Origin of the sequence: Affinirhizobium lemnae (assembly GCF_022968395.1) — a bacterium.
Taxonomy (GTDB): Bacteria; Pseudomonadota; Alphaproteobacteria; order Rhizobiales; family Rhizobiaceae; genus Neorhizobium; species Neorhizobium lemnae.
In genome coordinates this window covers 174,940-201,768 of record NZ_JALJQZ010000002.1, presented here as the reverse complement: position 1 = coordinate 201,768, position 26,829 = coordinate 174,940, and the positions used below count along the sequence as shown (strand labels likewise).

The following is a 26,829-nucleotide window of genomic DNA, read 5'->3' as shown; positions in this document are numbered from 1 at the left end:
CTCTTTTGAAACTTCTGCTTTCCGCGCGAACCAGAAAAAGGCCGGTTGTCACTACGCCAAAGGCAGAGGGTCTGGACGGGGAAATTCTGCTGCCCGCAATTGACCGGGACCGTTTCCCTCTCAGCCCTGTTCGGCCAGACGAAATTCCAGAAGCAGATTGCGCTGAAGGATGGAGTGATTGTCGTCCGAAATCAGGATCAGATGCGGGCGGCCATCCGGGCCGGTGACCACATCGAGCCCCTCCATATTGTCGATCTGGTCGTTCTGATCGGCCTCCAGAAGCACCGGCCCATCGATAACGGCACCGGGCCTGATGCTATCCCCGGCAATGCGGCGAATGCGCATGCCGACACCACCGATGAAACTGAACCGCCGCTCCAGAAGCAGCAGATCGCCGCCGGGCAGAAACGCGCCATCCGTGACATCCCACGGCTCATCGCGCTTCACCTTGAACTGCCCCTTCAACGGGCCTTCAAGGATGGCGGCGTAAAGACGGCCCTGCTTGTCCACGCTGCGCTCGGCAATCGTCAGAACGGCGCCCTTGAGCGGACTTGGCTCCGGTGCCACGACAACCGTTTCCAGAGAGCCATTGCCGCGCAATTCACCCTTGGGAATGAGAATGTCGAGCGTGCGAGACGGTTTCGCCGCTTCAAAACCGGGATCAGGATAGATATCGACGCGGTGCCTTCGCTCGAAACTGACGATAACCTGGCCATCCCGAAGCGTTACGCCTTCGGCATCGATATCGCCTTTGCCGGAGGGCTCGTCACCGCTCGCGTCCCGCATCGCCGTGATTTTGAAATTGGACAGTCCGGAAGGCCGACCATTGCCGTCACGATCCAGCTCACCCGTCAACCAATGGCCCGTATCGAGAACGGAGACGAAGCTCTTGCCATCCGGGCGAAAACGGATGCTGGATATGGAGCCCAGCAGGGATTCCTTCGAGGTGAACTCCAGACCGCCGACGAATTCAAGGCCTCCGAAGCGTGTCTCGGTCGATCCCGGCTTGAACGTCGCGATCTGGCGCACCTGCACCGGCGCATCCACCGCTTCCGCCGCCTGCCCTGCCAGCGGGAGAACCAAACCCAGTAAACCGGCCAGAAGAGCGAGCGGTTGCAACCCGCGCTTCTTCTTAGCCTGCACGGCGCACGCCGCGACCACGTCCACGTCCGGAATTCTCATCGAACAATGCCGCCAGCTGCTCGGTCATGGCACCGGCCAGCTCGTCCGCATCCACGATGGTGACCGCGCGCTGGTAATAGCGTGTGACATCGTGGCCGATGCCGATGGCCAGAAGCTCGACCGGCGACTTCGTCTCGATCTGCTCGATGACGGCCCGCAGGTGGCGCTCCAGATAATTGCCCGGATTGACCGACAGCGTGGAATCATCCACCGGCGCGCCATCCGAAATCATCATCATGATCTTGCGCTGCTCGGGACGACCGATCAGGCGATTATGCGCCCACATCAGCGCTTCGCCATCGATGTTTTCCTTCAGCAAACCTTCGCGCATCATCAGGCCGAGATTGCGGCGCGAACGACGCCATGGCGCATCTGCCGACTTGTAGACAATATGGCGCAGATCGTTGAGACGGCCCGGTGTCGGCGGCTTGCCGCTGGCCAGCCACTGCTCACGGCTCTGGCCACCCTTCCACGCCTTCGTGGTAAAGCCGAGAATTTCCACCTTGACGCCCGAACGCTCCAGCGTGCGCGCCAGAATATCAGCGCAAGTTGCCGCAACGGTGATGGGGCGTCCGCGCATCGAGCCGGAATTATCGATGACCAGCGAAACAACCGTATCGCGGAACTTCGTATCGCGCTCGCGCTTGAAGGAAAGCGGCTGCATGGGATCGATCACGAGGCGCACAAGGCGCGCCGGATCGAGATAGCCCTCTTCCAGGTCGAATTCCCAGGAGCGATTCTGCTGTGCCATCAGGCGGCGCTGCAGCCGGTTTGCCAGGCGGCCCACAGCACCTTGCAAATGGGCAAGCTGCTTGTCGAGGAAGGCACGCAGACGGTCGAGTTCCGCCTCGTCGCAAAGTTCTTCCGCTGTGATTTCCTCGTCGAATTCCTGCGTGAAGATGTTGTAATCCACCTTCTCGTTGAAATCGTCGAATGGCAGGTTCGGACGCTTGGTTTCTCCGGGCGTTTCCGACTGGTCCGCATCTTCGTCGGTCATGTCGTCGTCGGAAATTTCCGCGCCGTCCATTTCGCCTTCGTCGAGCTGCTCCTCCGCGGCCTGGCTTTCCTCAGCAGGGGCGGCATCGGAACCAGCGTCTTCTTCTACCTCTTCGTTCTCGGTCTCGTTGCTGCGCGGCTGCTCTTCATCATCCGGATTTTCCATCTGTTCCGGATCGTTTTCCTCGTCGCCATAGTCTTCCGCCATCTGCATGGAGGACAACATGTGGCGCACCAGCTTGCCGAAGGCCTGCTGGTCGTCGATGACCGTTTTGAGATTATCAAGATCGCCCGCAATCGTCTGCTCGAAATACGGACGCCAGAGATCCAGCACCTTGCCAGCGGAGGCGGGCGGAGCGGTGCCCGTCAGCTTTTCGCGCACCAGCATGGCCATGGCTTCGCCGATCGGCGCATCTTCCTGCCGCTGCACGCCTGAGAAATTCGCCTTCGAATATTTCTCGGCATTCATGCTGTTGATGTTGCTGGCAACGCCTTCCATCCGCAGCGAGCCGATGGATTCAACGCGGGCTTGCTCGACGACATCGAACACGGCGCGCGCATCCGTGCCCTGCGGCGACATGGCCGCATGCACGCTCGTATCGTGGCAGGCAAGCCTGAGCGCCATGGAATCGCCCAGGCCACGGGTCACGGCCAGTTCATGCGCGGTAGGCCGCTTCGAAAGTTCGGGAAGGCGGATACGATCTCCCGCCATGCCCGGACGTTCATTGGCGAAGGAAACCTCCACCTCGCCATTGCCCGCGATGGAGCGCACGCAACCGGTGATCGCGCGACGCAACGGCTCGGTATCCACCGGTCCGCCCGTCTTCGCCTTGGTGTTGTCGCCGCGGCCTGCCATGCTCATCTACCTTGCTGCCTGCGCTACCTGCCTCTCGGCACTCAAGCCCCGAGAACGATGTTCGCGGCGCTTTCCTTCAGTTCGACGCCGAAGGCACGCTGATATTGTTCTGCCACCAGCGTCCGCTCCAGCTCATCACACTTGTTGAGGAAGGTGATGCGGAACGCGAAAGCGACGTCGCCGAAGATGGCCGCATTTTCCGCCCAGGTGATGACCGTACGCGGGCTCATGACCGTGGAAAGATCGCCGTTCATGAAGGCCGAGCGCGTCATGTCCGCCACGCGCACCATCTTGGATACGGTTTCGCGACCCTGCGCCGAACCACCGAATGCCTTGACCTTGGCAGCGACAATATCGACTTCCTTGTCATGCGGCAGATAGTTCAACGTGGTGACGATCGACCAGCGGTCCATCTGCGCCTGGTTGATCTGCTGCGTGCCGTGATAGAGGCCCGTGGTATCGCCGAGGCCGACCGTATTGGCGGTTGCGAAAATGCGGAAGGCGGGGTGAGGACGGATGACGCGGCTCTGGTCGAGAAGCGTCAGGCGACCCGAGCTTTCCAGCACGCGCTGGATGACGAACATGACATCGGGACGGCCCGCATCATATTCATCGAACACCAGTGCCACATTGTGCTGATAGGCCCAGGGCAGGATGCCATCCTTGAACTCGGTGACCTGCTTGCCATCCTTCAGGACGATTGCGTCCTTGCCGACGAGATCGATACGGCTGACATGGCTATCGAGGTTGATACGCACGCACGGCCAGTTGAGGCGCGCGGCGACCTGTTCGATATGGGTGGACTTGCCGGTGCCGTGATAGCCGGACACCATGACGCGTCGGTTATGAGCAAAACCGGCCAGGATTGCAAGCGTCGTATCCCGGTCGAAGAGATAGTCGGGATCGAGTTCCGGCACGTAGGGGTCGCCATTCGAATAGGCGGGAACCTGAAGGTCCGTGTCGATGCCGAAGACATCCCGGACAGAAACGGTGGTATCCGGAAGATTGGTTATATCAAGATCGATTTTGCTCATCACCACTCCACGCCGAACCGGCTAAGGTCCGGTCGCAATCCTCTCTGTCATGTTGCCTTGCACCAGAACGGCTTAGCAGAAACCGGACTGCTTTAACAATTGGTAGGCCTGTATCACAGCCCTAAATCGTTCTTCCGAACCGCGATCGCCGCCATTTGCGTCCGGGTGGTGCTTCTTGACCAGTTCCTTGTAGCGGCTCTTGATTTCTGCCGCTGTTGCGGCTGCCGTCAAGCCCATTGTGTCAAAAGCTTTCGCTTCCAGCGTCTTTACCTTGCGAACCGCAGTCTGCGCACCCGCAGACGCACCGCCGTCACGGACGAAACCGAACGGATCCTTCACCCGGTTGAAGCTGGCCGCTGAACCGGATCGCGTGGACGCATGACGCGGCGCATCCTTCGCCGCCTTGTTGACGCCGATGGTCCAGGTCGGGCGATGGCCAGTGATCGCTTCCTTCTGATAGCGCGCAATCTCGCTGTCCGACAGGCCGGAGAAATAGTTGTAGCCCTTGTTGTATTCCTTCACATGCTCAAAGCAGAACAGAAAGAACTGGTTCTCGGCGTTGCGTCCCACAGGCGCACGGTGAGCCCCCGGCTTGTCGCACCCGTCCCACTGGCAGGTCGGCGTTTGCGGTGCCGCATCCTGCTCACGTTTCCGGCGCGTCCGGATGCGGTCGAAATATTTGGAATCGAGTTTCATATGGCCACATTATGGGGTGCGCGACGGGTCAGAACAAGAATTGACAAACCCCTTTGTTGCTGCTTTTTGGACCGCCCTTTTTGTACGTTCACACGAGGTTTTGGATCATGTCCGTTCGCGTCCGCATTGAAGCCGTTCTCACACAAAACCTCACTCCCCAGCGGCTGGAAGTGATCGACGAAAGCCATCATCACGCAGGTCACCAGCCGGACATCACCGGCACAGGAGAGACGCATATGCGAGTGCGGGTGATCTCAGATCGTTTCACGGGCATGACCCGCCTTGCAAGGCACCGGCTGGTGAACGAGCTTCTGAAACCGGAGCTGGATGCGGGCCTGCATGCGCTGGCGGTTGAGCCTGCCGCACCGGGTGAAGCGACCCGCTGGTAGCAATGCGACGGTGATTACTGGCCGGGGGGCAGATCTTCCGCCGGCCGGATGCGCAGCTTGGTAATGCGGTTCTTCTCGCGCTTCATGATGATGAAACGCTTGCCGTGGAAGGTGAAGGTCTGCCGCTCCTGCGGGATCAGCTTTGATTCGTGGATGACGAGACCGGCGATTGTCGTCGCCTCCTCATCCGGCAGCCGCCAGTCGAGCGCCCGGTTGAGGTCGCGAATCGGCACCGAACCATCGACGACAATCGATCCGTCCGCTTCCTGACGAACGCCCTGGATTTCCAGATCGTGTTCATCGGCAATGTCGCCGACAATTTCCTCCAGAATATCCTCCAGCGTCACGATGCCCTGAACCTCGCCATATTCATCCACGACAACGGCGAAATGGATCTTGCGCCGAAGGAAGGCGTTCAACTGGTCCTTGAGGCTCGTCGTATCCGGCACGAACCACGGCTTCTGCGCGATTTTGCCGATGTCGAGGTCACGCGGCTCCATGTTCGGTTCGGCGAGCGCGCGCAGCAGATCCTTGGCATGCACGATGCCGATGATGTTTTCCGTGGAGCCGCGCCACAGCGGCATGCGCGTGAACGGACTCTCCAGCACCGTGCGCACGATGACTTCCGGTGGATCATCCGCATTGATCGCCCGCATCACCGTGCGGTGCTTCATGACGTCGGAAACTTCTAGCTCTTCCAGATCCAGCAATCCGCCCAAACGGTCGCGATCCGCTTTGATGACTGAGCCTTCGCGATGCAGGAGGTCGAGAGCGCCGCGCAGTTCCTCATGCGCCGTCAGCATCGAAACGCCACGCGACAGATTGATGCCCAAGAGCGACAGGATGAAACGGACGATAGCATTGACAGCGCTGGAAAGCGGCCCCGCGACTGCAACGAAAAGACGGACAGCGGGCGCAACGGTGATAGCAAAACGGTCCGGTGCTGAAATCGCCCAGCTTTTCGGCAGAACCTCGGAAAAAATTACAAGCAGGACGGTCATCACGATAATTGCTATCACCACGCCCGACTGACCGAGCAGACCGAGGAAGAAGCTGGTGGTGAGAGACGAGGCCAGGATTTTGACGAGATTGTTGCCGATCAGCAGCGCACCGATCAGCCGGTCACGGCGCTCGATCAGTCGGCTCACGAGCCCTGCGCGTTCGTCGCCATTGGCTTCCAGCGTATGCATGCGGGAACGGGACGCCGCTATCAGTGCCGTTTCGGAGCCGGAAAAGAACGCCGAGAGCCCGATCAGCAACAGGATCGAGATCAGCGTCAGCCAGTATTGCGCGAGGAAGCCATACAGCTGGTCAAACATTACCGCGCCAAGGTCTCCTTCAGGAAGAGCTCGACCTCCGATGCCGCAACATCATTGGCCACGAAACTCTGGCCGATCCCATGGGTCAGGATGAAGGTAAGCTTGCCGCTCTTGACCTTCTTGTCCTGTGCGATCGCATCCATCAGCACTTCCCTCGGTGGCAATTCGCCCGGAATATCTGAAATCTCTGTAGGCAGTCCAACGGCCTTCAGATGTGCTTCCACGCGTTTGGCGTCATCGGTGCTGGCAAGATTGAGGCGCGCCGAAAAACGATGTGCCAGAACCATGCCGATGGCAACACCCTCGCCATGCACGAGACGGCTGCTGTCATACTGCGTGGCCGCTTCCAGAGCATGGCCGAAGGTATGCCCAAGGTTCAGCAGCGCGCGGCGGCCGGTTTCGCGCTCGTCCTCCACGACGACATCCGCCTTGGACTGGCAACTGATGGCAATGGCCTCCGCCCGCGCAGGTCCACCCGCGAAGACGTCGCGCCAGTTCTTTTCCAGCCACTCAAAGAAGTCTGGCCGATCGATGAGACCATATTTGGCAACTTCAGCGTAACCGGCGCGAAATTCACGCTCGCTGAGGCTATCGAGTGCACTCGTATCCGACAGCACGAGATCCGGCTGATGGAAGACACCCAGCAGGTTCTTGCCGTGGCGCGAATTGATGCCGGTCTTGCCGCCGACGGAGGAATCCACCTGCGACAGAAGCGACGTCGGGATCTGCACGAAGCGAACACCGCGCCGCACGATGCCCGCCGCAAAGCCCGCAAGATCACCGATCACGCCGCCACCCAGCGCGATGATGGCATCGTTGCGCTCGATGCGGGCCGAAAGCGCCATGTCGCAGACGGCGGCCAGCGGCTCAAGGCTCTTGGTCTTTTCGCCCGGCGGCAATGTCAGCGAGACAGTCTCGACGCCATCGGTCTGGAGGCTGTCCACCAGCCGGTCCAGATACTGGCTTGCGACATTCTCATCCGTCACGATGGCTGCCTTGCGAACCTTCAGGCGCGACGTGATTTCACCACCGGCATGACTGATGAGATCCGGGCCGATCAGGATATCGTAGGCCCGATCTCCCAATGGCACATGAACCACACGCTCGTTTTCACGCGATAATGTCACAGTCACTTCTCAACGCCCCTCGCCCAGCGACGCAACCGCCGCCAGCACTTCATTCGCAACGATTTCCTTGCGCACATCGCGCGATTCCACCGTCAGATCGGATTCGGAATAGATCGGGTAACGCTGGTTCATCAGGTTTTCCAGCGTCTGCTTCGGATTTTCGGTTTTCAGCAGCGGACGATGATCGCGCTTGTTGACACGCTCCCAGAGAATGTCGAGATCAGCCCGCAGCCAGACGGAAACGCCACCGCGCTTGATAACACCACGCGTCCGCTCATTGATAAAGGCGCCGCCGCCCGTCGAGATCACGCGCGGTCCGCCTTTCAGCAGTCGCTCGATCACACGGGTTTCCAGCGCGCGAAACTCCGGCTCGCCATAGCTCGCAAACAGTTCGGAAATCGTCATGCGCGAAACGCGCTCGATTTCCACGTCCGTATCGATGAAGGGCAGCGACAACTGCTGGGCGACCATGCGGCCGATGACGGACTTACCAGCCCCCATCAAGCCGATGAAAATGAGATTGCGACGACCGAGAGCCGCGCGCGCCTGCTCGACCAGCGGATTGATGCCGAGGGCAGGCTTCGTGATATCGGGCATCGAATTGGGCATGGGCCTCTCAATAGTCCACAAGATCAGAACCCTATCGACAAATGATTGTTCAGCGTCAAGCACCGGCACAGGGCTTCAGACCATAATCACGCCAAAACTCTCATATCTTGCATGTGGCCTTGCACCTTTGGGCATCAATGCCGATAAATGCGCGGCGACAATCCGGAGCGCTCCATGCCAACACTCTTCCGCTTCCTGTTCACCATTGGCGTCATTGTCGGCCTCGTCTATGCGGGACTTTTTGCCTTAGCCATCTTCGTGGAACCGCGCGAACGTGACGTGACGGTGCGAATTCCCTCGGAGCGGCTGAACCCTGCCCAGACGCCACCCGCGGCACCGGCAACGCCCGCCACAGGTTCACCATGAGCGATCGCTCCCACGCGCATCTGGAAGCCTTTCTGGAAATGATGAGCGCCGAGCGAGGCTCGGCTGAAAACACGCTGTCTTCCTATGAGCGCGATCTGGATGATCTCTCCTCGTTTCTTTCCGAGAAGAAGACCTCTCTTCTGAAAGCAGACAGCAACGATCTTGGCGCCTACATCGCTCACCTCGCCAAACAGGGCTTTGCTGCATCCTCACAGGCGCGACGGCTCTCGGCCATACGGCAGTTCTACAAGTTTCTGTTTGCGGAAAATATTCGCGGCGACGACCCGAGCTCCATTCTCGATGCGCCGAAAAAACCGCAGTCCATTCCGAAAGTCCTGAGCGAGGCCGATGTGAGCCGCCTTCTGGAGCGGGCGCAGGCAGAAGCATCCGAAGAGGGACCGGGCAGGCTGCTTCGACTTCGCATGCTGGCGCTTCTGGAACTTCTCTATGCCACGGGCATGCGCGTGAGCGAACTCGTGTCTCTCCCCGCAAAGGTGCTAGATCAGGAGGGCCGTTTCCTCATTATCCGCGGCAAGGGCAACAAGGAGCGGCTGGTTCCGTTATCGCGATCCGCGATGAAGGCGCTGGCTGACTATGCAGACGCACGGCGCGCGGCGATTGCGGCCGGTGATATCGACAGTCCTTGGTTGTTCTCAGCCAAAAGCGAACAAGGCTTCCTTCCCCGCCAGATTTTTGCCCGCGACCTGAAGAGTCTGGCCGGACGGGCGGGCATCCGGGCCGCATCTATCTCGCCACACGTACTGCGCCATGCCTTTGCCAGCCATCTTTTGCAAAACGGTGCAGACCTGCGCGTTGTGCAGGAACTCCTTGGACATTCAGATATTTCAACCACTCAAATCTATACGCATGTACTGGAAGAAAGGCTCAGAGAAGTGGTTGAAACGCATCACCCTCTTGCAAAAGGCGCGAAAAACCCTGATTAGAGCGCGGCACGGCCGCCAAACGATCGGAAAACGGAGCTCATGCATAACGATCTCGACTTCGAAAAGCCCATCTCTGACCTGGAGGCGAAAATCCACGAGCTGAAGAAGCTCGCGGCGGAAGATGAGAGCATCGATACGTCCGAAGAAGTTCAGCGCCTGGAACAACGCATCCAGGAAGCGACACGCGACGTGTACTCCAAGTTGACGCCTGCGCAGAAGACGATGGTGGCCCGCACGGCCCGCCGTCCGCATTTTCTGGATTATGCGAGCCGGCTGTTCACGGAATTTACGCCCCTAGCCGGCGATCGCTCTTTCGGCGAAGACGCAGCCATCCAGGCAGGCCTTGCCCGTTTCCATGGCCAGCCCGTTGCGGTGATCGGCCAGGAAAAAGGCAACGACACAAAATCGCGCATCAAACATAATTTCGGCAGCCCCCGTCCGGAAGGATACCGCAAGGCAATCCGCGTGATGGAAATGGCAGACCGCTTCGGCCTGCCGGTGATTTCACTGGTCGATACGGCTGGCGCCTATCCGGGCGTCGGCGCTGAAGAGCGCGGACAGGCGGAAGCCATCGCTCGCTCGACCGAGATGTGCCTTGGCATCAAGGTGCCTATGGTATCGGTCGTGATCGGCGAAGGCGGCTCCGGCGGCGCAATCGCCATTGCCGCGGCCAACAAGGTCTACATGCTGGAACACGCGATCTATTCCGTCATCTCGCCGGAAGGTGCAGCCTCGATCCTGTGGCGCGATGCGACCCGCGCACGCGAAGCGGCAACGGCCATGAAGATCACCGCGCAGGATCTGAAGGCGCTCGGCGTGATCGATGACATCATCCCGGAGCCGCTGGGCGGCGCACATCGTGATCCGGAAGCCGCCATCGATGCGACGGACGACGTGATCAAGGCTGCTCTCGCGGATCTTGGCAAGCTTTCGCCCGAAGCCGTCCGGAAAGCACGTCGCGAGAAATTTCTGGCTATTGGCCGCAATCTTTGATGAAATATCGGAAAGATCCGGGAAACCCGGGTCTTTCACCCTGCCCGGGCGAAAGCTTGCAAGCATGTCAGCACACTTAACCGTGCTGAAGCGGTTAAGAGAATGTAAAGCTTACCGCTTTATTATCGTGAAAATACTGGGTATTAGGATGAACCTGTACCTGTAGCCCGATTGACGTGATCAGTTCCGATGCGCTTGAAACATATCGCCTACATTCTCCTGATGGCCACCGCGCTGGCTGGTTGTAACGATACGATCGATACGGCCACCATTGACCTGTCGAAGGTCAAGAACAAGACGGAGCAGCCTCTGCCCGACCGCCTCGTTGCGGAAATGCAGAAGCGCAACATGCCGCGCAATTCCCCCATCATGATTCGTGTCTTCAAGGAAGAAGGCAAGATGGAGATCTGGAAGGCGCGCGCGGACAACCGCTTCGAGAAGATCACCGATTACGACATCTGCGCCTGGTCCGGCAAGCTGGGCCCCAAGGTGAAGGAAGGCGACCGGCAGGCGCCTGAAGGTTTCTACAACCTGACGCCTGCGCACCTGAACCCGAATTCCAAATATTATCTCGCGATCAATACCGGGTTCCCGAACCGTTATGATGCAGCCAATGGCCGCACCGGTTCGAACCTCATGATCCACGGCGCCTGCTCGTCTTCGGGCTGCTATTCGATGACCGATGAGCAGATCCTTGAGATCTACGCCTTCGCCCGTGACGCCTTCAAGGGCGGCCAGTCCAGCGTGCAGTTGCAGGCCTTCCCCTTCCGCATGACTGCGGAAAACATGGCGCGGCATCGCACCAGCGAGAATTATGATTTCTGGAAGATGCTGAAGGTCGGCTACGACAATTTCGAGGTCACCAAGCGTCCGCCGGACGTGGACGTCTGCGGCAAGAAATACGTCTTTAACCAGGAAATGCAGGGAACGCCGTCCGCCAGTGCCGCCTGCCCGCCAATGTCGACCCCGCCTGCCCTGTCTGCGGCACTGTCCGCCTACGACAAGCAGTATGAGGTGGCCTATGCCAAAGCTGTCGAAAAGCTTGACGGCATGGTGTGGTACGAGCCGACGGAAGCAGAACGCAAGGCCGTGGTTGCAGACAAGCGCAAGGGCAAAGATATCGCCTATGCGCCGACCGGCACATCGCTTGCAGCCGGAAAGCTGGTCAAGCAGGAAGAGTTTGACGTGCTGATGGCCGCTCGCCTGAACAAGGCGGCAAAGCCTGCACCGGGCACCATGCTTGCTTCTGCCCAGCCGGGCGGGGCTGCAGCAAAGCAGGGCCGCGTGACGATGACGGGTTCGGTTCCCGGCCAGCGCTCCACCATGAGCGTAGCGAGCGCCATGGGCACGGGAACTGCACCTCAAGCGGCGAGCCCTATTGCGGTCAGCGGACCCTCGAACGCACAGCTTGCCTCCATGCAGAAGCAGCCGGGTGCCGGACAATCGTCCGGTAACGCCGCCGCCAGGTCCGCAGGCCAGGTGCCGGTTCCAGCGCAGAACCCGATGGCCTATGCCTCGGTTCAGCAGACAGCCACGCAGGAAGACGCCAAGAAGCCGTTCTGGAAGTTCTGGTAAGCACCTCGATGCCGGGAGAGATCTACGATCTGCGCGGGCTGAAATGCCCGCTCCCGGTACTCAAGGCCCGCAAGAAGCTCTTACGCATGCCAAGCGGCAGCGAACTCATCATTGACACGACAGATCCATTGGCCGGGATTGATATCCCGCATTTCTGCCGCGAAGACGGTCACATCCTGCTCTCGACCGAGCGGACCGAGGGCGGCCATCGCTTCATCATCCGCAAGGCCTGATCGATAGCCGACCATCCTGTCTGCCGACCTGGACTATCAGAAGCGCATTCCGGGCACAGCGAGCGGATTATCCTCAAGCGCTGCGCGATCCGGCCGGTCAATCTTCGGCTGACCCGTAAAGGCCGCGAAAAGATCCTGAACGAATTCTTCCGCCAATCCTTGCGTGATCAGAACCATCCGCGTGCGCCGTTCTGCCCCTTCCGGCCAGCGGGCAAGCCGCTGCGGCGGATGGAAGATGCTCTGCACGCCGTGCAAGACCAGCGGACGCTCCGGATTGTCGGAAAGCTGGACGATGGCTTTCATGCGCAGGAGTTTGTCCCCATGCGCGGAGCGCAGGAGATCGACGAACATCTCCACTGCCAGAGGGTCGATAGGCTCATCATGGAGGATCGAGAAAGAGCGGATATCGTCACCATGCCTGTTCACATCATGATGGTGATGATGCGCGTGGCCATGTTCATGGCCGTGCCCGTGCTCATGAGCGTGATCACCATGATCGTGGTCGTGGTCGTGGTCGTGGTCGTGGTCGTGGTGGTCATGATGCTCGTCGCCGTGCTCCCGCTCCTCCTGCAGCCAGCGGGCAACATCTGGCACCTTGCTTTCGGGATCGTAGAGACCGTTGACGAGAAGATCGATGGTGCTTGCGGCATGCAGATCGCCGTCGAGAATCTGCGCTCGCGGGTTCAGGTCGTTCAGGCGGCGAAGAACAGCGGAAATGGTCGCGGCATCCGCGAGCGTCTTCTTGGTCAGAACGAGTCGGTCGGCGACGGCCACCTGCTTCACCGCCTCGGGATGGCGCTGGATCGTGGAAACGCCATGCACCGCATCCACAACGGTCACGACGCCATCCAGGCTGAAGCTTTGCGCGATGACGGGATTGCCCATGACCGCCTGCATGACGGGGGCGGGATCGGCAAGACCTGTCGTTTCGATCACGACGCGGCGGATAGGCTTCAGGCGACCGGTCTGGATCTGATCCACCAGCGAGGCGAGCGTCTCTACCAGTTCACCGCGCACCGTGCAGCAAAGGCATCCGTTCGACAGTTCAAGCAGCGTATCTCCCGAAGACTCCACCAGGAAGTTGTCGATACCGACTTCGCCAAACTCGTTGATGATCACGGCCGTATCGGACGCAGCCGGATCCTTCAGGATCCGGTTCAGCAACGTGGATTTTCCCGCGCCCAGAAACCCTGTGAGAATGGAGACCGGAATAGGTTGGCGCGGGGAGGACATCGGCAAGTCTTTCTGGAACACCGTCACAGCGCGGCTGGACGGGGAATGGGAACAGGTACGCTGGCAGGCTGACCCTTCGCGCCTTTTGCAGGCTTCTCGGGCTCCACGACTGGCACAACGCCTGCAAAAGTGAACTGCGGCGGACGTGTCATCTCGTGCACATAGGGCGAATGCAGAACCATGCGACCGGCATCATCGCGCCCTTCACTGCGCACCTTTGCTGCCTTCGGATTGCAGATTTGCGCACTGATGTCCACAACCTGATCCTGATCCGGCCCATAGGGAGCAAGCGATGCCAGCGGCACGCCCTCGTTGGCAGGCGCCGTCAGCCCCGCCTGCAAAAGTTCAGCAGAATCGTCAGCCCGTCCTCCTAGACTGTCCGAACCCAGCACGACCGAGATCACGCTGCGGCCATTGCGCGTGGCGGACGAGACCTGATTGAAGCCCGACGCACAGATGAAGCCTGTCTTCATGCCGTCGGCACCGTCAAAACGGCCAATCAGCATGTTGAAGTTCGGATATTCCTTGGCGCCGGTCGTGACACCTTCCAGAGAGAAATAGCTCTGATATTCCGGAAAATCGCGCTTCAACTGCAATGTCAACACAGCGAGGTCGCGCGCCGTCGTGTACTGGCCCTGACCTGGAAGCCCGTGCGGATTGACGAAGCGGCTGGAACGCATGCCCAGTTGCTGTGCCTGCGCGTTCATCATGGCGACGAACTGATCGTTGGAACCGCCGACTGTTTCCGCGACCGCGACCGCAACATCATTGGCCGACTTCACCATCAGGATCTTCAGGGCTGCATCCAGCGTCATGGATGACCCCGGCTTCAGAAACAGCTTGCTTGGCGGCTGGTCCGCCGCCTTCTTGCTGAAGACGACCGGCGTATCCATGGACACCTTGCCCGACTTGATGGCCTTGAAGGTGACATAGATCGTCATCAGCTTGGTCAGCGAAGCGGGATACCATTTTCGGAAAGCATCCTGATGCGAGATCACGCGGCCACTGCGCACATCCACCACGATCTTGGGGTTGGCGAGCGCCTGCGTGCTGGCAATGCAGGTGGAAAGAGCCAGCGACAGCATCAGGGAAATTGGCTTCGGGAAACGAAGAAGGCGAGTGGACCGGTTCGGCAAGGGATCAGACCTCGTCTGGGACTACGCGTGCGACGTCTTCGCTTGGAACGCGTGAATGAGGCCTAGCAATGGCAAAGATGATTGATTCCGTCAATTCCGCGGCGCAATATGCGCGCTTCGATACTATCGTCACAGTCCTACAGGAAGCGTAATGCCCGTTCTCAATAGAGCAGCCGAACTGCAGCACGAAGTTACCGAATGGCGCCGCCATATTCATGAAAATCCTGGTATTCTTTATGAGGTCGAGGAAACAGCGGCTTTCGTGGAAGCCCAGCTTCGAGCATTCGGCGTTGACGAGATTGTGACAGGGCTCGGACGTACGGGCGTCGTGGGGATCATCCGCGGGCGTCATCCCGGGCAGGGCGTGATCGGGCTCCGGGCCGACATGGATGCGCTGCCGCTGGAGGAAATTACCGGAAAACCCTATGCATCGAAACTGCCCGGGAAGATGCACGCCTGCGGTCACGACGGACATACGGCCATGCTTCTGGGAGCGGCCAAGTATCTGGCGGAGACCCGCAACTTCGCAGGCTCTGTCGCCCTCATCTTCCAGCCTGCCGAGGAAGGCGGTCGTGGCGCGCTGGCCATGGTGGAAGACGGCATGATGGAGCGCTTCGGCATCCGGGAAGTCTATGGCATGCACAACATGCCGGGCATGCCGCTTGGCACCTTCGCAATCCGCAAGGGTGGCATCATGGCGGCTCCGGACAAGTTTTCGATCAAGATCACCGGCTGCGGCGGTCACGCGGCAGAGCCCCATCGAACTGCGGATCCGATTGTGATCGGATCGCAGATCGTCAACGGCTTGCAGATGATCGCGGCACGCAATGCCAATCCCCTGCGCTCTGTCGTGGTTTCCATCACGCAGTTCCATGCCGGAACCACGCACAACATCATCCCCGAGGAAGCCTATCTCACCGGAACCGTCCGCAGCCTGGACGAGCAGGTACGTGATCTTGCCGAAAAGCGGATCCGCCAGATTGCGGAAGGTATCGCGAGCGCCAATGATGCGATTGCCGAAGTTGACTACGAGCGCGCATGCCCTGTGACGGTCAACCATCCGGAAGAGACCGTCCATGCCGCGCGGGCAGCAATTGATATCGTCGGCGAGGCGAATGTAAACACCGAGGTCGACCCCAGCATGGCGGGCGAGGACTTCGCTTTCATGCTGCAGGCCCGCCCCGGCGCCTATATCATGATCGGCAATGGCGATACGGCAGCACTCCACAACCCCGCCTACGACTTCAACGACGACGCAATCGCCTACGGAATTTCCTATTGGGTGAAGCTGACCGAACAACGCCTTGCGGCATAAGCGCCGATGTAAGCCTCAATCCGGGCTTGTTCCCGGGAATAGGCTGCGGTATGACGAAAGAGCGTGTCCACGTAGCTCAGCAGGATAGAGCACAGGATTCCTAATCCTGGGGTCGGAGGTTCGAATCCTCTCGTGGACGCCACTTCTCCAACTGTAGAAACTATCGAAGCAGTTCACGGTGAATTAGGCTGGCGGTGGGGATGCGGCGCCCCAGCCGAACCAATCGCTGATCAGCCACCAGCCACCCAGGAACAGGAATGCGGTAAAAACCAAAGCGCCCAGGCCGAAGCCCCAACCAATGAGCACTGTTGCCCCGTCCCTCTGCGCCAAACCTATGCCGATGAGAAAGATGGCAACTCCCGGAAGCACGTTGCCGAACGGAATGGGAAGCGCAATCAGAACCGCCATGACAAACACGAACAATCCGTGCAAACGCAAGACACCATCGTGACACAACAACGGCATACGGGGCCGCATCCAATTCTCCAACCAGGCAAGCTTTGGCACCAGCCACGCTAGCATACGCTGCAGCAGGCCCTGCGGCAGGGTCGTGCTTGCCAGTATTTTCGGCAGCAAAAACTCGCGCCCGCCAGCAACGAGTTGGAGAGAGAACACTGCAAGTGCGCTTCCAAAAATCATTCCCGCCGGAATACCCGGCGTCGGGATAATCGCTGGAATGGCAAATATAACGAGAACTACAGCCGTAGCTTGGTGACCCAGCCGGTCTAACAGATCGCCCAGCGTTACGTTTCGACCGTCAAAAGCCGCAATTAGATCTGCCAGGACGACGGATATCGGCTTGTGTCGGTCAAACAAAGTCAAAATCCGTGAATTTCACCGGAGAATCGATTTGCGTCAGATCTAACGCATGCGAACGGGTATGGGAGGGCAAGTGTATCTTCATACGAGCGATGTAGTGTCGCTCAAGACGATCCGCCAGAGGAAACGGTATCCCACACGCCGATGAATCAAAATGACAGCGCTATCATAATCGACATCAAGGTCGGTCGGCGGCGCGCAATGCTTCCATGAATGCCCTGCTCTGCTCACTCAAGCGCGCTTCATCCATAAATGCATCCAGGCACTCAAGAAGACGCCCACGTCGACGGGCAACCTCCAGCTCCGGCAGCGGGCTGCGGTTGAAAGCACCGATCCCCATAAGGAAAGCCTGTGCTGCCGCGCTCAACGAAGGGAGGAGATCGATGAGGTAAACATTTGGTTCACGGCTGCTCAGCACGGAGCTGATATAGGAAAACAGGGCCTTGGGAACATGGGTTGCATCCTGAAGGTCACAGGAGGCAACCAGTTGGCGAACCAGCGCGCCATCAAAATGATCTACGCTCATTGAAATCCCTCAGCATGGACTACGCAAATCAAAAACACATCCACGTTTGAAGCCTTTCATTGCTTCAGTTACCGGTTCTCGCCCGCCTTCCAAAGAAGGACGGCAAGACGATTGAGAGGCACCATTTTACACAATGGTAAATAATTCAGAAAAATATTAGTATTACAAAGTGGGTGTATGTCAATAACATACTACCTCAAGGTCTATATTAAGTGATTATCGTGTCAAAATAGAACATACTCGTCACCACTGCCCGTTTTGTTTTAAATCAAAGCGCCTCAGGATTGTACATTTCAAAGTAAAGACTTCGTTCGTACGTGCTCCATTCGAAAGCCAAGGCCCATCAAGCGACCCGCAAGATGAGCCAACAATGGAAAGCGGGCAATATTGCGGATGAAGGCAGGTGGGCCTTTCTTACGCTCCTCCTGCACCAACTCCTTGCGACGATTGGAGCGCATCATCAGTTGTAATTTCTGGGTTGCTTTCGTAGGGAAGAGGCGCCGCTTCTCCACAGCTGCGAGATGCGCATCCTGCAAACGATGCCCTGCCAGCGGTTCCGCGAGAATGTTGGCGGCGGCAACGGCGTCCTGAATCGCAAGATTGACGCCCACGCCGCCAATAGGAGACATGGCGTGCGCCGCATCACCGATCGCGATCAATCCGGGTTTCCACCACTGCTTCAGCCGGTCGATACGCACCTGCAGCAGACTGACATCGGACCAATCCTGAAGTTCATTCATCCGCTCGGCTGGCAAGGGAGAGACGGCGCGCACCTTGTCGCGGAATTCTTCCAGATCCCGATGCCTGATTTCTGCGAATGTCTCGCCGCGGACGATATAGCCGCATTGCCAGTAATCGCCGCGATCAATCAGCACGAAACCCTGGCGCGGACCTGCATGGCCCATGGTTTGCGCCGGATCACCCGCCTGCTTGGAAAGCTTCATCCAGACAACTTCGCTGGGGCTGCCGAAGCTTTCTACCTCAAGCCCTGCCTTCTCCCGAACCACGGAATTGCGGCCATCGGCGGCAACGACCAGATCGCTTTGTAGTGTCAGAACTCCCTCATCGGTTTCCAGACGCAGGCCACGCACCCGACCGTCCTGTTCCAGCACGTCAGTGACTTTGGCGCTCATCAACAGCCGGAAATTGGGATAGCGCGCGGCGTGGGCAGCCAGGAAATTCAGAAAATCCCATTGCGGCATGAAGGCAATGAAGCGGTTGCGCACGGGAAGGCGCGAGAAATCCGCCATGGTAATGGTCTGGCCACCCATCTCAGCGGAAAGCTTTGGCGCGCGTGTGTGTGGAAGCTTGAGAAATTCCTCTTCAAGACCCAGTTCGTAGATCACCTCCAGCGTAGACGGGTGGATCGTATCGCCGCGAAAATCGCGCAGGAAATCATTGTGCTTTTCGAGAACGGTCACATCGACGCCGGCGCGCGCCAGAAGAAGCCCCAGCATGAGACCGGCAGGGCCGCCACCTGCGATGGCACAGGATGTGTTCAGAACTTTTTCCACCATGCACGATCTCCCGATTCGCTTGCGGCCCAACTCTGCCATCTGGCAATGAAACAGGGGAAATTCAATGCGACTTGATAAGCTCTTGTGAGGGGCATGCGCCGCCTGTAAACGGGCAGGTGAATGAGGACGGGAAAGAATGACTTCTGCCAGACGCAGCATTTCCATCTTGGGTTCGACGGGCTCCATCGGCACCAATACGCTGGATGTGCTGACGCACCTCGATGAGGCGGACGGTTTCGAGGTTGTCGCCCTAACTGGCGCAGGAAACATCGAGCTTCTGGCCGAACAGGCAAAGGCGCATCGGGCAAAGCTCGCCGTCACGGCCGATGAAAGCCAGTATGTGGCGCTGCGCGATCTGCTTTCCGGCACCAGCATTGAAGTGGCCGCCGGGCAGACCGGGCTTCTGGAGGCCGCCAGTGCTGAGGCCCAAATGGTGATGGCCGCTATCGTCGGCACGGCAGGGCTTGGCCCCACGCTGGCAGCGGCCAAACGGGGTGCCGATATCGCGCTCGCCAACAAGGAATGCCTCGTTTCTGCCGGTGACCTGTTCATCTCAGCCGTCAAGGCTGGTGGCGGTCGTCTACTGCCCGTCGACAGCGAACATAATGCCATTTTTCAGGTGTTGGAGGAGAACCAGCGCCACGCCATCGAGCGCGTCATCCTCACCGCATCCGGCGGGCCGTTCCGCACCTTTACGCGCGAACAGATGGCGGGCGTGACGGTGGAGACGGCACGCGCGCACCCCAACTGGTCCATGGGCCTGAAGATTTCGATCGACAGTGCCTCCATGTTCAACAAGGCGCTGGAGATGATCGAAGCGAAACACCTCTTCGGCCTCTCGCCGGAACAGGTGGAAGTGATCATTCACCCGCAGTCCATCATCCATTCCATGGTGGGTTATGCGGATGGCTCGGTCCTTGCGCAACTTGGCTGCCCGGATATGCGCCACGCCATAGGCTATGCCCTGCATTATCCCCGCCGTGGGAAGCTGCCGGTGGAGCGGCTGGATTTCGCCAAGCTCTCGCGGCTGGATTTCGAAGCACCCGATGAGACCCGTTTTCCGGCGCTCCGTCTGGCGCGGCTTGCCATGACGCGCGGCGGCGTGCAGGGCGCTGTGCTGAACGGTGCCAAGGAAGTGGCACTGGAGGCCTTCATTGCAGGCGAGCTTCCTTTCCTCGCCATGGCGGAGATTGCCGAAGCCGTGATGGAAGAGCTGGTGCAGCTGCCGCCAGCCACAACCATGGACGATGTGTTTGCTGCCGATCTGGAAGCGCGCCACCGGGCGAAGGCGAAGTTACCGTAAAGATCAGGCGTTGCGCCGCCGCCCTTCCATCAGGTCCAGAATGGCACGCGCCGCATCCAGCACATTGGTGCCCGGTCCAAAGACGGCAGCAACGCCGGAATCCAGCAGGAACTGGTAATCCTGCCGGGGAATGACGCCGCCAACCACAACGATCACATCTTGTGCACCCTTGGCCTTCAAGGCCTCGACAAGCTGCGGCGCCAGCGTCTTGTGACCGGCCGCCAGCGACGACATGCCGACCACTTGCACCTTTTCCGATACGGCAAGAGATGCCGCCTCTTCAGGTGTCTGGAACAGCGGACCGGCAATCACCTGAAAACCAATATCGCCGAAGGCAGAGGCAATGACCTTCGCGCCGCGATCATGCCCATCCTGCCCGAGCTTCGCGACCAGCATCTTCGGCTTGATGCCCGTTGCCTTGGCAAATTCCGAGAGACGCCCGGTCAGCGTCTGATATTCGGGATCATCCGCATATGCCGGACCATAGATATCGGTGACCACTTCCGGTACCGCCGTATGATCTCCGAAGACGGCGCGCATGGCATCGGAAATTTCACCGACACTGGCGCGGGCGCGGGCAGCCTCGACCGCCTTCTCCAGAAGATTGCCCTCTCCGGTTTCCGCAACTCTGGTCAGCGCTGCCAGTGCTTCCTCAACGCGTTTCGGATCGCGTTGGCGACGGATTTGCTCAAGCCTCTTGAGCTGCGAATTGCGGACAGCGGTGTTGTCGATGTCGAGAATATCGATTGGCTCTTCATTCTCCAGCCGGTACTTGTTGACGCCGACGATGATCTCCTCGCCGCGATCCACACGCGCCTGACGTCGCGTTGCCGCCTCCTCGATCAAGCGCTTCGGCAGACCGTCAGCCACGGCCTTGGTCATGCCGCCGAGGGCCTCGACCTCTTCGATCAGCGCCCAGGCCTTGTCCGCCAGTTCCTTCGTGAGGCTCTCGACATAGTAGGAGCCAGCCAGCGGATCGACCACCTTGGTGACGCCCGTTTCATGCTGAAGAATAAGCTGTGTGTTGCGGGCAATACGCGCAGAAAACTCGGTTGGCAGGGCAATCGCCTCATCTAGCGCATTGGTGTGGAGAGACTGCGTGCCGCCGAGCACCGCCGACAGCGCCTCATAGGCCGTACGGATGACGTTGTTATAAGGGTCCTGCTCCTGAAGCGAGACGCCCGAGGTCTGACAGTGGGTGCGCAGCATCAGCGAACCCGGCTTCTTGGGTTCGAACTCTTCCATGATGCGCGACCAGAGCAGGCGCGCGGCACGAAGCTTCGCCGCTTCCATGAAGAAATTCATGCCGATGGCGAAGAAGAAGGAAAGACGCCCGGCGAACTCATCAACGTTCAACCCACGCGCCAGAGCGGCCCGCACATATTCCCGACCATCCGCCAGCGTGAAGGCCAGTTCCTGCACCAGCGTCGCGCCCGCTTCCTGCATGTGATAGCCGGAAATCGAGATGGAGTTGAAGCGCGGCATTTCCTTGGCCGTATAGGCGATGATATCCGCAATGATCCGCATGGAAGGCTCCGGCGGATAGATGTAGGTGTTGCGGACCATGAACTCCTTCAGAATATCGTTCTGAATGGTGCCCGAGAGCAGATCCCGCGAAACGCCCTGCTCCTCCCCCGTCACGATGAAGTTCGCGAGGATCGGAATGACCGCGCCGTTCATGGTCATGGAAACGGAAATATCCTGCAAGGGAATGCCGTTGAACAGGATCTTCATGTCCTCGACACTATCGATCGCCACGCCAGCCTTGCCGACATCGCCCACCACACGCGGATGGTCGGAATCGTAACCGCGGTGGGTGGCGAGATCGAAGGCGACGGACACGCCCTGCTGACCGGCGGCCAGCGCCTTGCGATAAAACGCATTGCTTTCTTCCGCCGTCGAAAACCCCGCATATTGGCGGATCGTCCAGGGACGGCCCGCATACATCGTGGCGCGCGGACCGCGTACAAACGGCTTGAAGCCCGGCAGGCTCTCCAGATGCTCGACACCGTCAAGATCTTCGGCCGTATAGAGCGGCTTCACCGGAATGCCCTCCGGCGTGTTCCAGACCAGTCTGTCCGATGATGCTTTTAGTTCCTTCTCGGCCAGCACCTGCCAGTCTGCAACGGTTTTCTTGCTCATCGGGCTGATCCTCCAGAGGCCGACATCACAGTCAGCGCGGCGTTGAGATTGACGAGATTGCTACTCAGTAGCATATTGAACGCATTCTTCACGGGAGCCTTGAGCCATGACCGTAAAAGCATCCGTTTCCATTTCCGACCAGCAAGACGCCTTTGCCCGCCGACTGGTTGAAGAAGGCCGCTATTCCAGCGTGAGCGCCGTGGTGCAGCAGGGGCTGGAATTGTTGCGCGAGCAGACGGAGATGAAGGAAGCGGAATTGGCGGCTTTGAAGGCTCTTCTTGATGAGCGCCGCAAAGGCCCCTTCCTGACAATGGAAGAGAGCCGCGTTCAGATTCAGGAGATGCTTGCAAGAAAGAAGGCCGCTCTTGGTCTATAAAATCAATCCGGCAGCGGCGGTTAGTACCGACTTCGACCACATCTTTGATCATTTCTTGGCCGCCTATCTGGGAATTGGCGATTCGGTTGAAGAAGCCTATAACCGAGCGGCGGGACGCGTGAACGCCATTACTGACGACCTGGCAAAACTTGCGCGGCAGCCCCATCAAGGAACGCTCCACAATGACCTTCAACCGGGTCTGCGGCACGTCACGAAGGACCGAGCGATCTTCTATTTCTGGATCGATGAAGAAAATCACGTCGTCAATGTTCTGGCCGTTTTCTTCGGCGGACAGGATCACCGACGTCATATGCTGGAACGGCTGAGCAAGCCGACGACAAACGCCTGATTGCCTGGACGCTCCTGCACTCCACATTACTCGAACTCCATGATCAGTTCGTCCACCGCCAAACTCTGACCGGCACTGGCGGCAACACGCTTCACCACGCCTTTGCGCTCGGCTTTCAGAACGTTTTCCATCTTCATGGCTTCGACGGTGGCGAGCGTCTGTCCGGCTTCCACCGTATCGCCAACCTTGACCGCCACAACAGTAATGACGCCCGGCATGGGGCAGAGCAGCATCCTGGAGGTATCCGGCGGCAGCTTGACCGGCATCAGCTTTGCCAGTTCCGCCACACGTGGGCTGCGGACGCGAGCCGAGACATCTATGCCGTTGGCACGCAGGCGAATGGCGGATCCGACAAGATCCACCTTCACGCCCAGCTTTTGCCCGTTCAGCAGAAAATGCCCGTGCGTCTGGCCCGGATTCCAGGAACCGACGACCGTGACGCTTTCGCCGCCTTCGGTGAACGTGACGACCTGCGCATCCGCACCGCCGGAGAGCGAAACGGCATGGCTGACATCGCCCAGCTTCACCACCCAATCCTTGCCGACCTTGCGGGCATGGTTGCCGATGGTGCCGGAAATCTGCGCCGCACGGCTCTGCACATGGGCATTGATGACGGCGGCGATGGCGGCCAGTTTCTGCGAGGAGGCAGCATCCGGCGTGACACCGGAAAAGCCCTCGGGAAATTCCTCCGCGATATAGGCTGTCGTCAGCTTGCCGGAACGAAAGCGCTCCTGCCCCATGACGGCGGAGAGGAACGGCAGGTTATGGCCAATGCCTTCCACCTCGAAATCATTCAGCGCCGCCTGCATGGCATCAATCGCCACCTCACGCGTTTCACCCCAGGTGCAGAGCTTGGCGATCATCGGATCGTAATACATCGAGATCTCGCCGCCCTCATAGACGCCGGTATCGTTGCGCACCACGGTGCCATCAGCCTGCTTACCCTCGACAGGCGGGCGATAGCGGCTGAGACGACCAATGGAGGGCAGAAAGTTGCGGAACGGATCTTCCGCATAAAGACGGCTCTCGATAGCCCAGCCGTTCAGCTTCACGTCGTCCTGAGCGAGCGCCAGCTTCTCACCGGAAGCGACACGGATCATCTGTTCCACGAGGTCGATGCCGGTGACGAGTTCCGTGACCGGATGCTCCACCTGCAAACGGGTGTTCATCTCGAGGAAGTAGAACTTGTTGGCCTTCCCATCGACGATGAATTCCACCGTGCCCGCCGAGTGGTAACCGACAGCTTTCGCCAAAGCCACGGCCTGTTCGCCCATGGCGCGACGGGTCTCAGGTGTGAGGAACGGCGACGGAGCCTCTTCGATAACCTTCTGGTTACGGCGCTGGATGGAGCATTCGCGCTCGCCAAGATAGAGGCAGTTGCCGTGCTTGTCGCCCAGCACCTGGATTTCGATATGGCGTGGTTCGGTGACGAATTTCTCGATGAAGATGCGGTCGTCGCCAAACGAGCTTTTCGCCTCGTTCTTCGAAGACTGGAAACCTTCGCGGGCTTCCGCATCGTTCCAGGCAATGCGCATGCCCTTACCGCCGCCGCCGGCAGAGGCCTTGATCATGACCGGATAACCGATGGAGGCGGATATCTTCACGGCCTCATCCGCATCCTCGATCAGGCCCATATGGCCGGGAACGGTGGAAACACCAGCTTCCGCCGCTATCTTCTTCGAGGTGATCTTGTCGCCCATGGCCTGAATGGCACCAACCGGGGGACCGATGAAAGTCACGCCTGCCTTTTCCAGCGCTTCGGCGAATAGCGGATTTTCAGAGAGAAAGCCGTAGCCGGGATGCACGGCATCCGCACCGGTCTGGCGGATCGCCTCCATGATCTTGTCGATCACGATATAGGATTGCGAAGAGGGTGCGGGGCCAATATGCACCGCCTCATCCGCTTCGCGCACATGCAGCGCGTTGGCATCCGCATCGGAATGGACGGCAACCGTCTTGATGCCCATTTTCTTCGCCGTGCGGATAACGCGGCAGGCGATTTCGCCACGGTTCGCAATCAGGATCTTCTGGATCGGCATCGTGTCACCCCTGACCTAAATCTTCAAATGCACTCGGGAAATTTTTCCGTGCGGCGGCCTCGTTGATCTTCAGCAGCGCCGTATAGGATGAGGGATCGAAGCCACGCTCGGCGGCAATGACTTCCCGTCCGAACAGACGGCCGAGCCGCTCGCCATCCAGATTGCCGCGCTCGAAGGGTTCCGCTCCGAAAAACTGCCACAGCGCTTGCAGGAAACCGGCATCCGCCAGCGCCACCGTCTGGTCCATGGTGCGATGGCGCGGCATGGCCGTGAGCTTGGTCACCTTGGAATTGGCGCGGCGCAGCGTGTACTGCCACTGTGTTCCGGGAAGGCCCAGCGGGAAACCGCGATGCTTCGGCATTTCAGGGGTCTTGGCCATGGCTCTAGACCTCAAACACGTCTTCGAAGGATTCGGGGAAATTCTGACGCGCCACGCGTTCATTGATCTGCAGCAGCGCCTCATAGGATTGCGGATCGAAAGCCTTGTCGACAGGCACAACTTCGCGCCCGAACAGCAGGCTGAGGCGGGCGGCATCCAGATTGCCGCGCTCAAATGGCTGATCGCCGAAATGATGCCACAGCGCATGCAGGAACGCCGCATCAATGCGGTGTTCCTTGGTGCCGGGGCGGGCCTTGCGCGGGATAGCCTTCAGCGGTGTCACGCCCTTCGGGTTCGCGCGTCGAATGGTGAACTGCACGCCGGTGCCCGGCATTCCGCCCGGAAAGCCTCGGTGTTTCGTCATTTCGGGCAGGTTGGCCACGGGCAGTCTCCAGTTTATTCTTATGTGTCGATGGCCTGCCCGTTCCGAGGAAGAGGCAGGCCGATGTGTATGATCAGACGTTTAGACCGTTGAAGTCGGATGCATCGTGACGCTCAGGCAGGAAGGAGCCCGGATCGCCCGAGGCCTTGTTGACGATGCCGCCGCGTTTGACGCCCGGACGTGCCGCCAACTGCTTGGCCCAGCGCACCACGTGTTCGTATTCAGCGGTTGACAGGAATTCGCCTGCATTCGGATAGGACGAATCCAGCGCAAGGCGACCATACCAGGGCCAGATGGCCATATCGGCAATGGTGTATTCGCTGCCACCGACAAACTCATTCTCGGCCAACTGCCGGTTCAGCACATCCAGCTGGCGTTTGGTTTCCATGGCGTAGCGATCGATGGCATACTGGATCTTCATCGGAGCGTAGGCAAAGAAGTGGCCGAAACCGCCACCGACGAAGGGTGCTGAACCCATCTGCCAGAACAGCCAGTTCATGGCCTCGACACGGGCCCGCAGATCGCTGGGCAGAAACGCGCCAAACTTTTCCGCCAGATAGACGAGAATGGAACCGGATTCGAACAGGCGCACAGGCTCGCCGCCGCCCTTCGGCTGATGGTCCATCAAAGCCGGGATCTTGGAATTCGGATTGACGCCGACAAAACCGGAGCCGAACTGGTCGCCTTTGCCGATATTGATCAGCCAGGCATCATATTCGGCCCCCGCGTGACCCGCTTCCAGCAGTTCTTCCAGCAGGATCGTGACCTTCTGGCCATTTGGTGTGCCCAGCGAGTAAAGCTGCAGCGGATGCTTGCCGACCTTCAATTCTTGCTCGTGCGTGGACCCGGCGATGGGTCGATTGGTGCTGGCAAAGGCGCCGCCATTTCCAGGCTCCCAGGTCCAGACCTTGGGCGGTTCATAGCCGGCTGGCAGGTTCTTTTCCGGCGGAAATTTGGAATCACTCATGGAATTGAAATCCTTGTTTCAAGAGGC

Annotated in this window: 27 protein-coding genes and 1 tRNA gene; 11 read left to right on the top strand and 17 right to left on the bottom strand. The window is 59.3% G+C overall.

Features of this window, described 5'->3' with window-relative positions:
- Positions 1-120 precede the first annotated feature (120 nt).
- The 4 genes from MUU53_RS02245 to MUU53_RS02230 form a co-directional block, all read right to left on the bottom strand.
- A complete protein-coding gene (locus MUU53_RS02245) occupies positions 121-1,182 on the bottom strand; it encodes an esterase-like activity of phytase family protein (RefSeq protein ID WP_247259401.1) in 1,062 nt (353 codons plus the stop codon).
- Entirely contained in the window at positions 1,133-3,034 is a 1,902-nt protein-coding gene (cobT, locus tag MUU53_RS02240; RefSeq protein ID WP_247259456.1) for a cobaltochelatase subunit CobT, read from the bottom strand. The genes MUU53_RS02245 and cobT overlap by 50 nt, the downstream gene beginning before the upstream one ends.
- Before the next feature lie 41 nt (positions 3,035-3,075).
- Entirely contained in the window at positions 3,076-4,068 is a 993-nt protein-coding gene (gene cobS, locus MUU53_RS02235) for a cobaltochelatase subunit CobS (RefSeq protein ID WP_062556043.1), read from the bottom strand.
- 72 nt (positions 4,069-4,140) lie between these two features.
- Positions 4,141-4,764 (bottom strand): J domain-containing protein, encoded by a 624-nt coding sequence (locus MUU53_RS02230; RefSeq protein WP_062556044.1) that lies wholly within the window; start codon positions 4,762-4,764, stop codon positions 4,141-4,143.
- A gap of 107 nt (positions 4,765-4,871) precedes the next feature.
- On the opposite strand from MUU53_RS02230, the gene MUU53_RS02225 reads away from it, so the two are divergent.
- Positions 4,872-5,153 carry a BolA family protein gene (locus MUU53_RS02225; protein WP_247259400.1) on the top strand — a complete coding sequence of 94 codons (282 nt, stop codon included), beginning with the start codon at positions 4,872-4,874 and terminating at the stop codon, positions 5,151-5,153.
- 14 nt (positions 5,154-5,167) lie between these two features.
- On the opposite strand, the gene MUU53_RS02220 is transcribed toward MUU53_RS02225, so the two are convergent.
- From MUU53_RS02220 to MUU53_RS02210, 3 genes are read right to left on the bottom strand one after another with little or no spacing between them, the layout of a single operon-like run.
- On the bottom strand, positions 5,168-6,472 hold the full coding sequence (locus MUU53_RS02220; protein ID WP_247259399.1) for an HlyC/CorC family transporter: 1,305 nt from the start codon (positions 6,470-6,472) through the stop codon (positions 5,168-5,170).
- Positions 6,472-7,605: a 3-dehydroquinate synthase gene (gene aroB, locus MUU53_RS02215; RefSeq protein ID WP_247259398.1), complete on the bottom strand. Its 1,134-nt coding sequence runs from the start codon at positions 7,603-7,605 to the stop codon at positions 6,472-6,474. Before aroB ends, MUU53_RS02220 begins: the two co-directional genes overlap by 1 nt.
- 3 nt (positions 7,606-7,608) lie before the next feature.
- Positions 7,609-8,208 (bottom strand): shikimate kinase, encoded by a 600-nt coding sequence (locus tag MUU53_RS02210; RefSeq protein WP_244484794.1) that lies wholly within the window; start codon positions 8,206-8,208, stop codon positions 7,609-7,611.
- A 174-nt stretch (positions 8,209-8,382) separates the two neighbouring features.
- Between MUU53_RS02210 and MUU53_RS02205 the strand changes: the two genes are divergently transcribed.
- From MUU53_RS02205 to MUU53_RS02185, 5 genes are all read left to right on the top strand, one after another.
- The gene (locus MUU53_RS02205; RefSeq protein ID WP_062556287.1) at positions 8,383-8,574 is read left to right on the top strand and encodes a hypothetical protein; all 192 of its coding nucleotides are present in this window, start codon (positions 8,383-8,385) and stop codon (positions 8,572-8,574) included.
- Entirely contained in the window at positions 8,571-9,518 is a 948-nt protein-coding gene (gene xerD, locus MUU53_RS02200) for a site-specific tyrosine recombinase XerD (RefSeq protein WP_247259397.1), read from the top strand. Before MUU53_RS02205 ends, xerD begins: the two co-directional genes overlap by 4 nt.
- Before the next feature lie 39 nt (positions 9,519-9,557).
- The gene (locus MUU53_RS02195) at positions 9,558-10,511 is read left to right on the top strand and encodes an acetyl-CoA carboxylase carboxyltransferase subunit alpha (RefSeq protein WP_247259396.1); all 954 of its coding nucleotides are present in this window, start codon (positions 9,558-9,560) and stop codon (positions 10,509-10,511) included.
- Positions 10,512-10,700: 189 nt separating this feature from the next.
- Entirely contained in the window at positions 10,701-12,086 is a 1,386-nt protein-coding gene (locus MUU53_RS02190) for a L,D-transpeptidase family protein (RefSeq protein WP_247259395.1), read from the top strand.
- 8 nt (positions 12,087-12,094) lie between these two features.
- Positions 12,095-12,319 (top strand): sulfurtransferase TusA family protein, encoded by a 225-nt coding sequence (locus MUU53_RS02185; protein WP_247259394.1) that lies wholly within the window; start codon positions 12,095-12,097, stop codon positions 12,317-12,319.
- 36 nt (positions 12,320-12,355) lie between these two features.
- Here MUU53_RS02185 and MUU53_RS02180 read toward each other — a convergent pair whose 3' ends face one another.
- Positions 12,356-13,552 carry a CobW family GTP-binding protein gene (locus tag MUU53_RS02180; RefSeq protein WP_247259393.1) on the bottom strand — a complete coding sequence of 399 codons (1,197 nt, stop codon included), beginning with the start codon at positions 13,550-13,552 and terminating at the stop codon, positions 12,356-12,358.
- Between the two features lie 23 nt (positions 13,553-13,575).
- Complete coding sequence (locus tag MUU53_RS02175) at positions 13,576-14,637, bottom strand: D-alanyl-D-alanine carboxypeptidase family protein (protein ID WP_247259455.1); 1,062 nt, start codon at positions 14,635-14,637, stop codon at positions 13,576-13,578.
- Positions 14,638-14,839: 202 nt separating this feature from the next.
- On the opposite strand from MUU53_RS02175, the gene MUU53_RS02170 reads away from it, so the two are divergent.
- Together MUU53_RS02170 and MUU53_RS02165 are read left to right on the top strand one after the other, a co-directional pair.
- Positions 14,840-16,003, top strand: a complete 1,164-nt coding sequence (locus tag MUU53_RS02170; protein WP_247259392.1) for a M20 aminoacylase family protein — start codon at positions 14,840-14,842, stop codon at positions 16,001-16,003.
- Positions 16,004-16,068: 65 nt separating this feature from the next.
- Positions 16,069-16,145: transfer RNA gene (locus tag MUU53_RS02165), tRNA-Arg, on the top strand.
- A 41-nt stretch (positions 16,146-16,186) separates the two neighbouring features.
- On the opposite strand, the gene MUU53_RS02160 is transcribed toward MUU53_RS02165, so the two are convergent.
- The 3 genes from MUU53_RS02160 to MUU53_RS02150 form a co-directional block, all read right to left on the bottom strand.
- Positions 16,187-16,819, bottom strand: coding sequence for an exopolysaccharide biosynthesis protein (locus MUU53_RS02160; protein ID WP_247259391.1), 633 nt, complete (start codon positions 16,817-16,819; stop codon positions 16,187-16,189).
- A 181-nt stretch (positions 16,820-17,000) separates the two neighbouring features.
- Positions 17,001-17,348 (bottom strand): hypothetical protein, encoded by a 348-nt coding sequence (locus MUU53_RS02155; RefSeq protein ID WP_247259390.1) that lies wholly within the window; start codon positions 17,346-17,348, stop codon positions 17,001-17,003.
- A gap of 293 nt (positions 17,349-17,641) precedes the next feature.
- Positions 17,642-18,865 carry an FAD-dependent oxidoreductase gene (locus MUU53_RS02150; protein WP_247259389.1) on the bottom strand — a complete coding sequence of 408 codons (1,224 nt, stop codon included), beginning with the start codon at positions 18,863-18,865 and terminating at the stop codon, positions 17,642-17,644.
- 136 nt (positions 18,866-19,001) lie between these two features.
- Here MUU53_RS02150 and dxr point away from each other — a divergent pair, with 136 nt between their 5' ends.
- Positions 19,002-20,168, top strand: a complete 1,167-nt coding sequence (gene dxr / locus MUU53_RS02145) for a 1-deoxy-D-xylulose-5-phosphate reductoisomerase (RefSeq protein WP_247259388.1) — start codon at positions 19,002-19,004, stop codon at positions 20,166-20,168.
- A 3-nt stretch (positions 20,169-20,171) separates the two neighbouring features.
- On the opposite strand, the gene scpA is transcribed toward dxr, so the two are convergent.
- Positions 20,172-22,310: a methylmalonyl-CoA mutase gene (gene scpA / locus MUU53_RS02140; protein ID WP_247259387.1), complete on the bottom strand. Its 2,139-nt coding sequence runs from the start codon at positions 22,308-22,310 to the stop codon at positions 20,172-20,174.
- 106 nt (positions 22,311-22,416) lie between these two features.
- On the opposite strand from scpA, the gene MUU53_RS02135 reads away from it, so the two are divergent.
- Both MUU53_RS02135 and MUU53_RS02130 read left to right on the top strand, forming a co-directional pair.
- Entirely contained in the window at positions 22,417-22,686 is a 270-nt protein-coding gene (locus MUU53_RS02135) for a type II toxin-antitoxin system ParD family antitoxin (RefSeq protein WP_247259386.1), read from the top strand.
- A complete protein-coding gene (locus tag MUU53_RS02130; RefSeq protein WP_247259385.1) occupies positions 22,676-23,035 on the top strand; it encodes a type II toxin-antitoxin system RelE/ParE family toxin in 360 nt (119 codons plus the stop codon). The genes MUU53_RS02135 and MUU53_RS02130 overlap by 11 nt, the downstream gene beginning before the upstream one ends.
- Positions 23,036-23,061: 26 nt before the next feature.
- Here MUU53_RS02130 and MUU53_RS02125 read toward each other — a convergent pair whose 3' ends face one another.
- The 4 genes from MUU53_RS02125 to yghU all read right to left on the bottom strand — a co-directional run bounded on the left by MUU53_RS02125 (position 23,062) and on the right by yghU (position 26,802).
- Positions 23,062-25,074, bottom strand: a complete 2,013-nt coding sequence (locus MUU53_RS02125; protein ID WP_247259384.1) for an acetyl-CoA carboxylase biotin carboxylase subunit — start codon at positions 25,072-25,074, stop codon at positions 23,062-23,064.
- Positions 25,075-25,078: 4 nt separating this feature from the next.
- Entirely contained in the window at positions 25,079-25,453 is a 375-nt protein-coding gene (locus MUU53_RS02120) for a hypothetical protein (RefSeq protein ID WP_247259383.1), read from the bottom strand.
- 4 nt (positions 25,454-25,457) lie between these two features.
- Positions 25,458-25,835, bottom strand: a complete 378-nt coding sequence (locus MUU53_RS02115) for a hypothetical protein (protein WP_247259382.1) — start codon at positions 25,833-25,835, stop codon at positions 25,458-25,460.
- 73 nt (positions 25,836-25,908) lie between these two features.
- A complete protein-coding gene (gene yghU / locus MUU53_RS02110) occupies positions 25,909-26,802 on the bottom strand; it encodes a glutathione-dependent disulfide-bond oxidoreductase (protein ID WP_247259381.1) in 894 nt (297 codons plus the stop codon).
- Between the last annotated feature and the right edge of the window lie 27 nt (positions 26,803-26,829).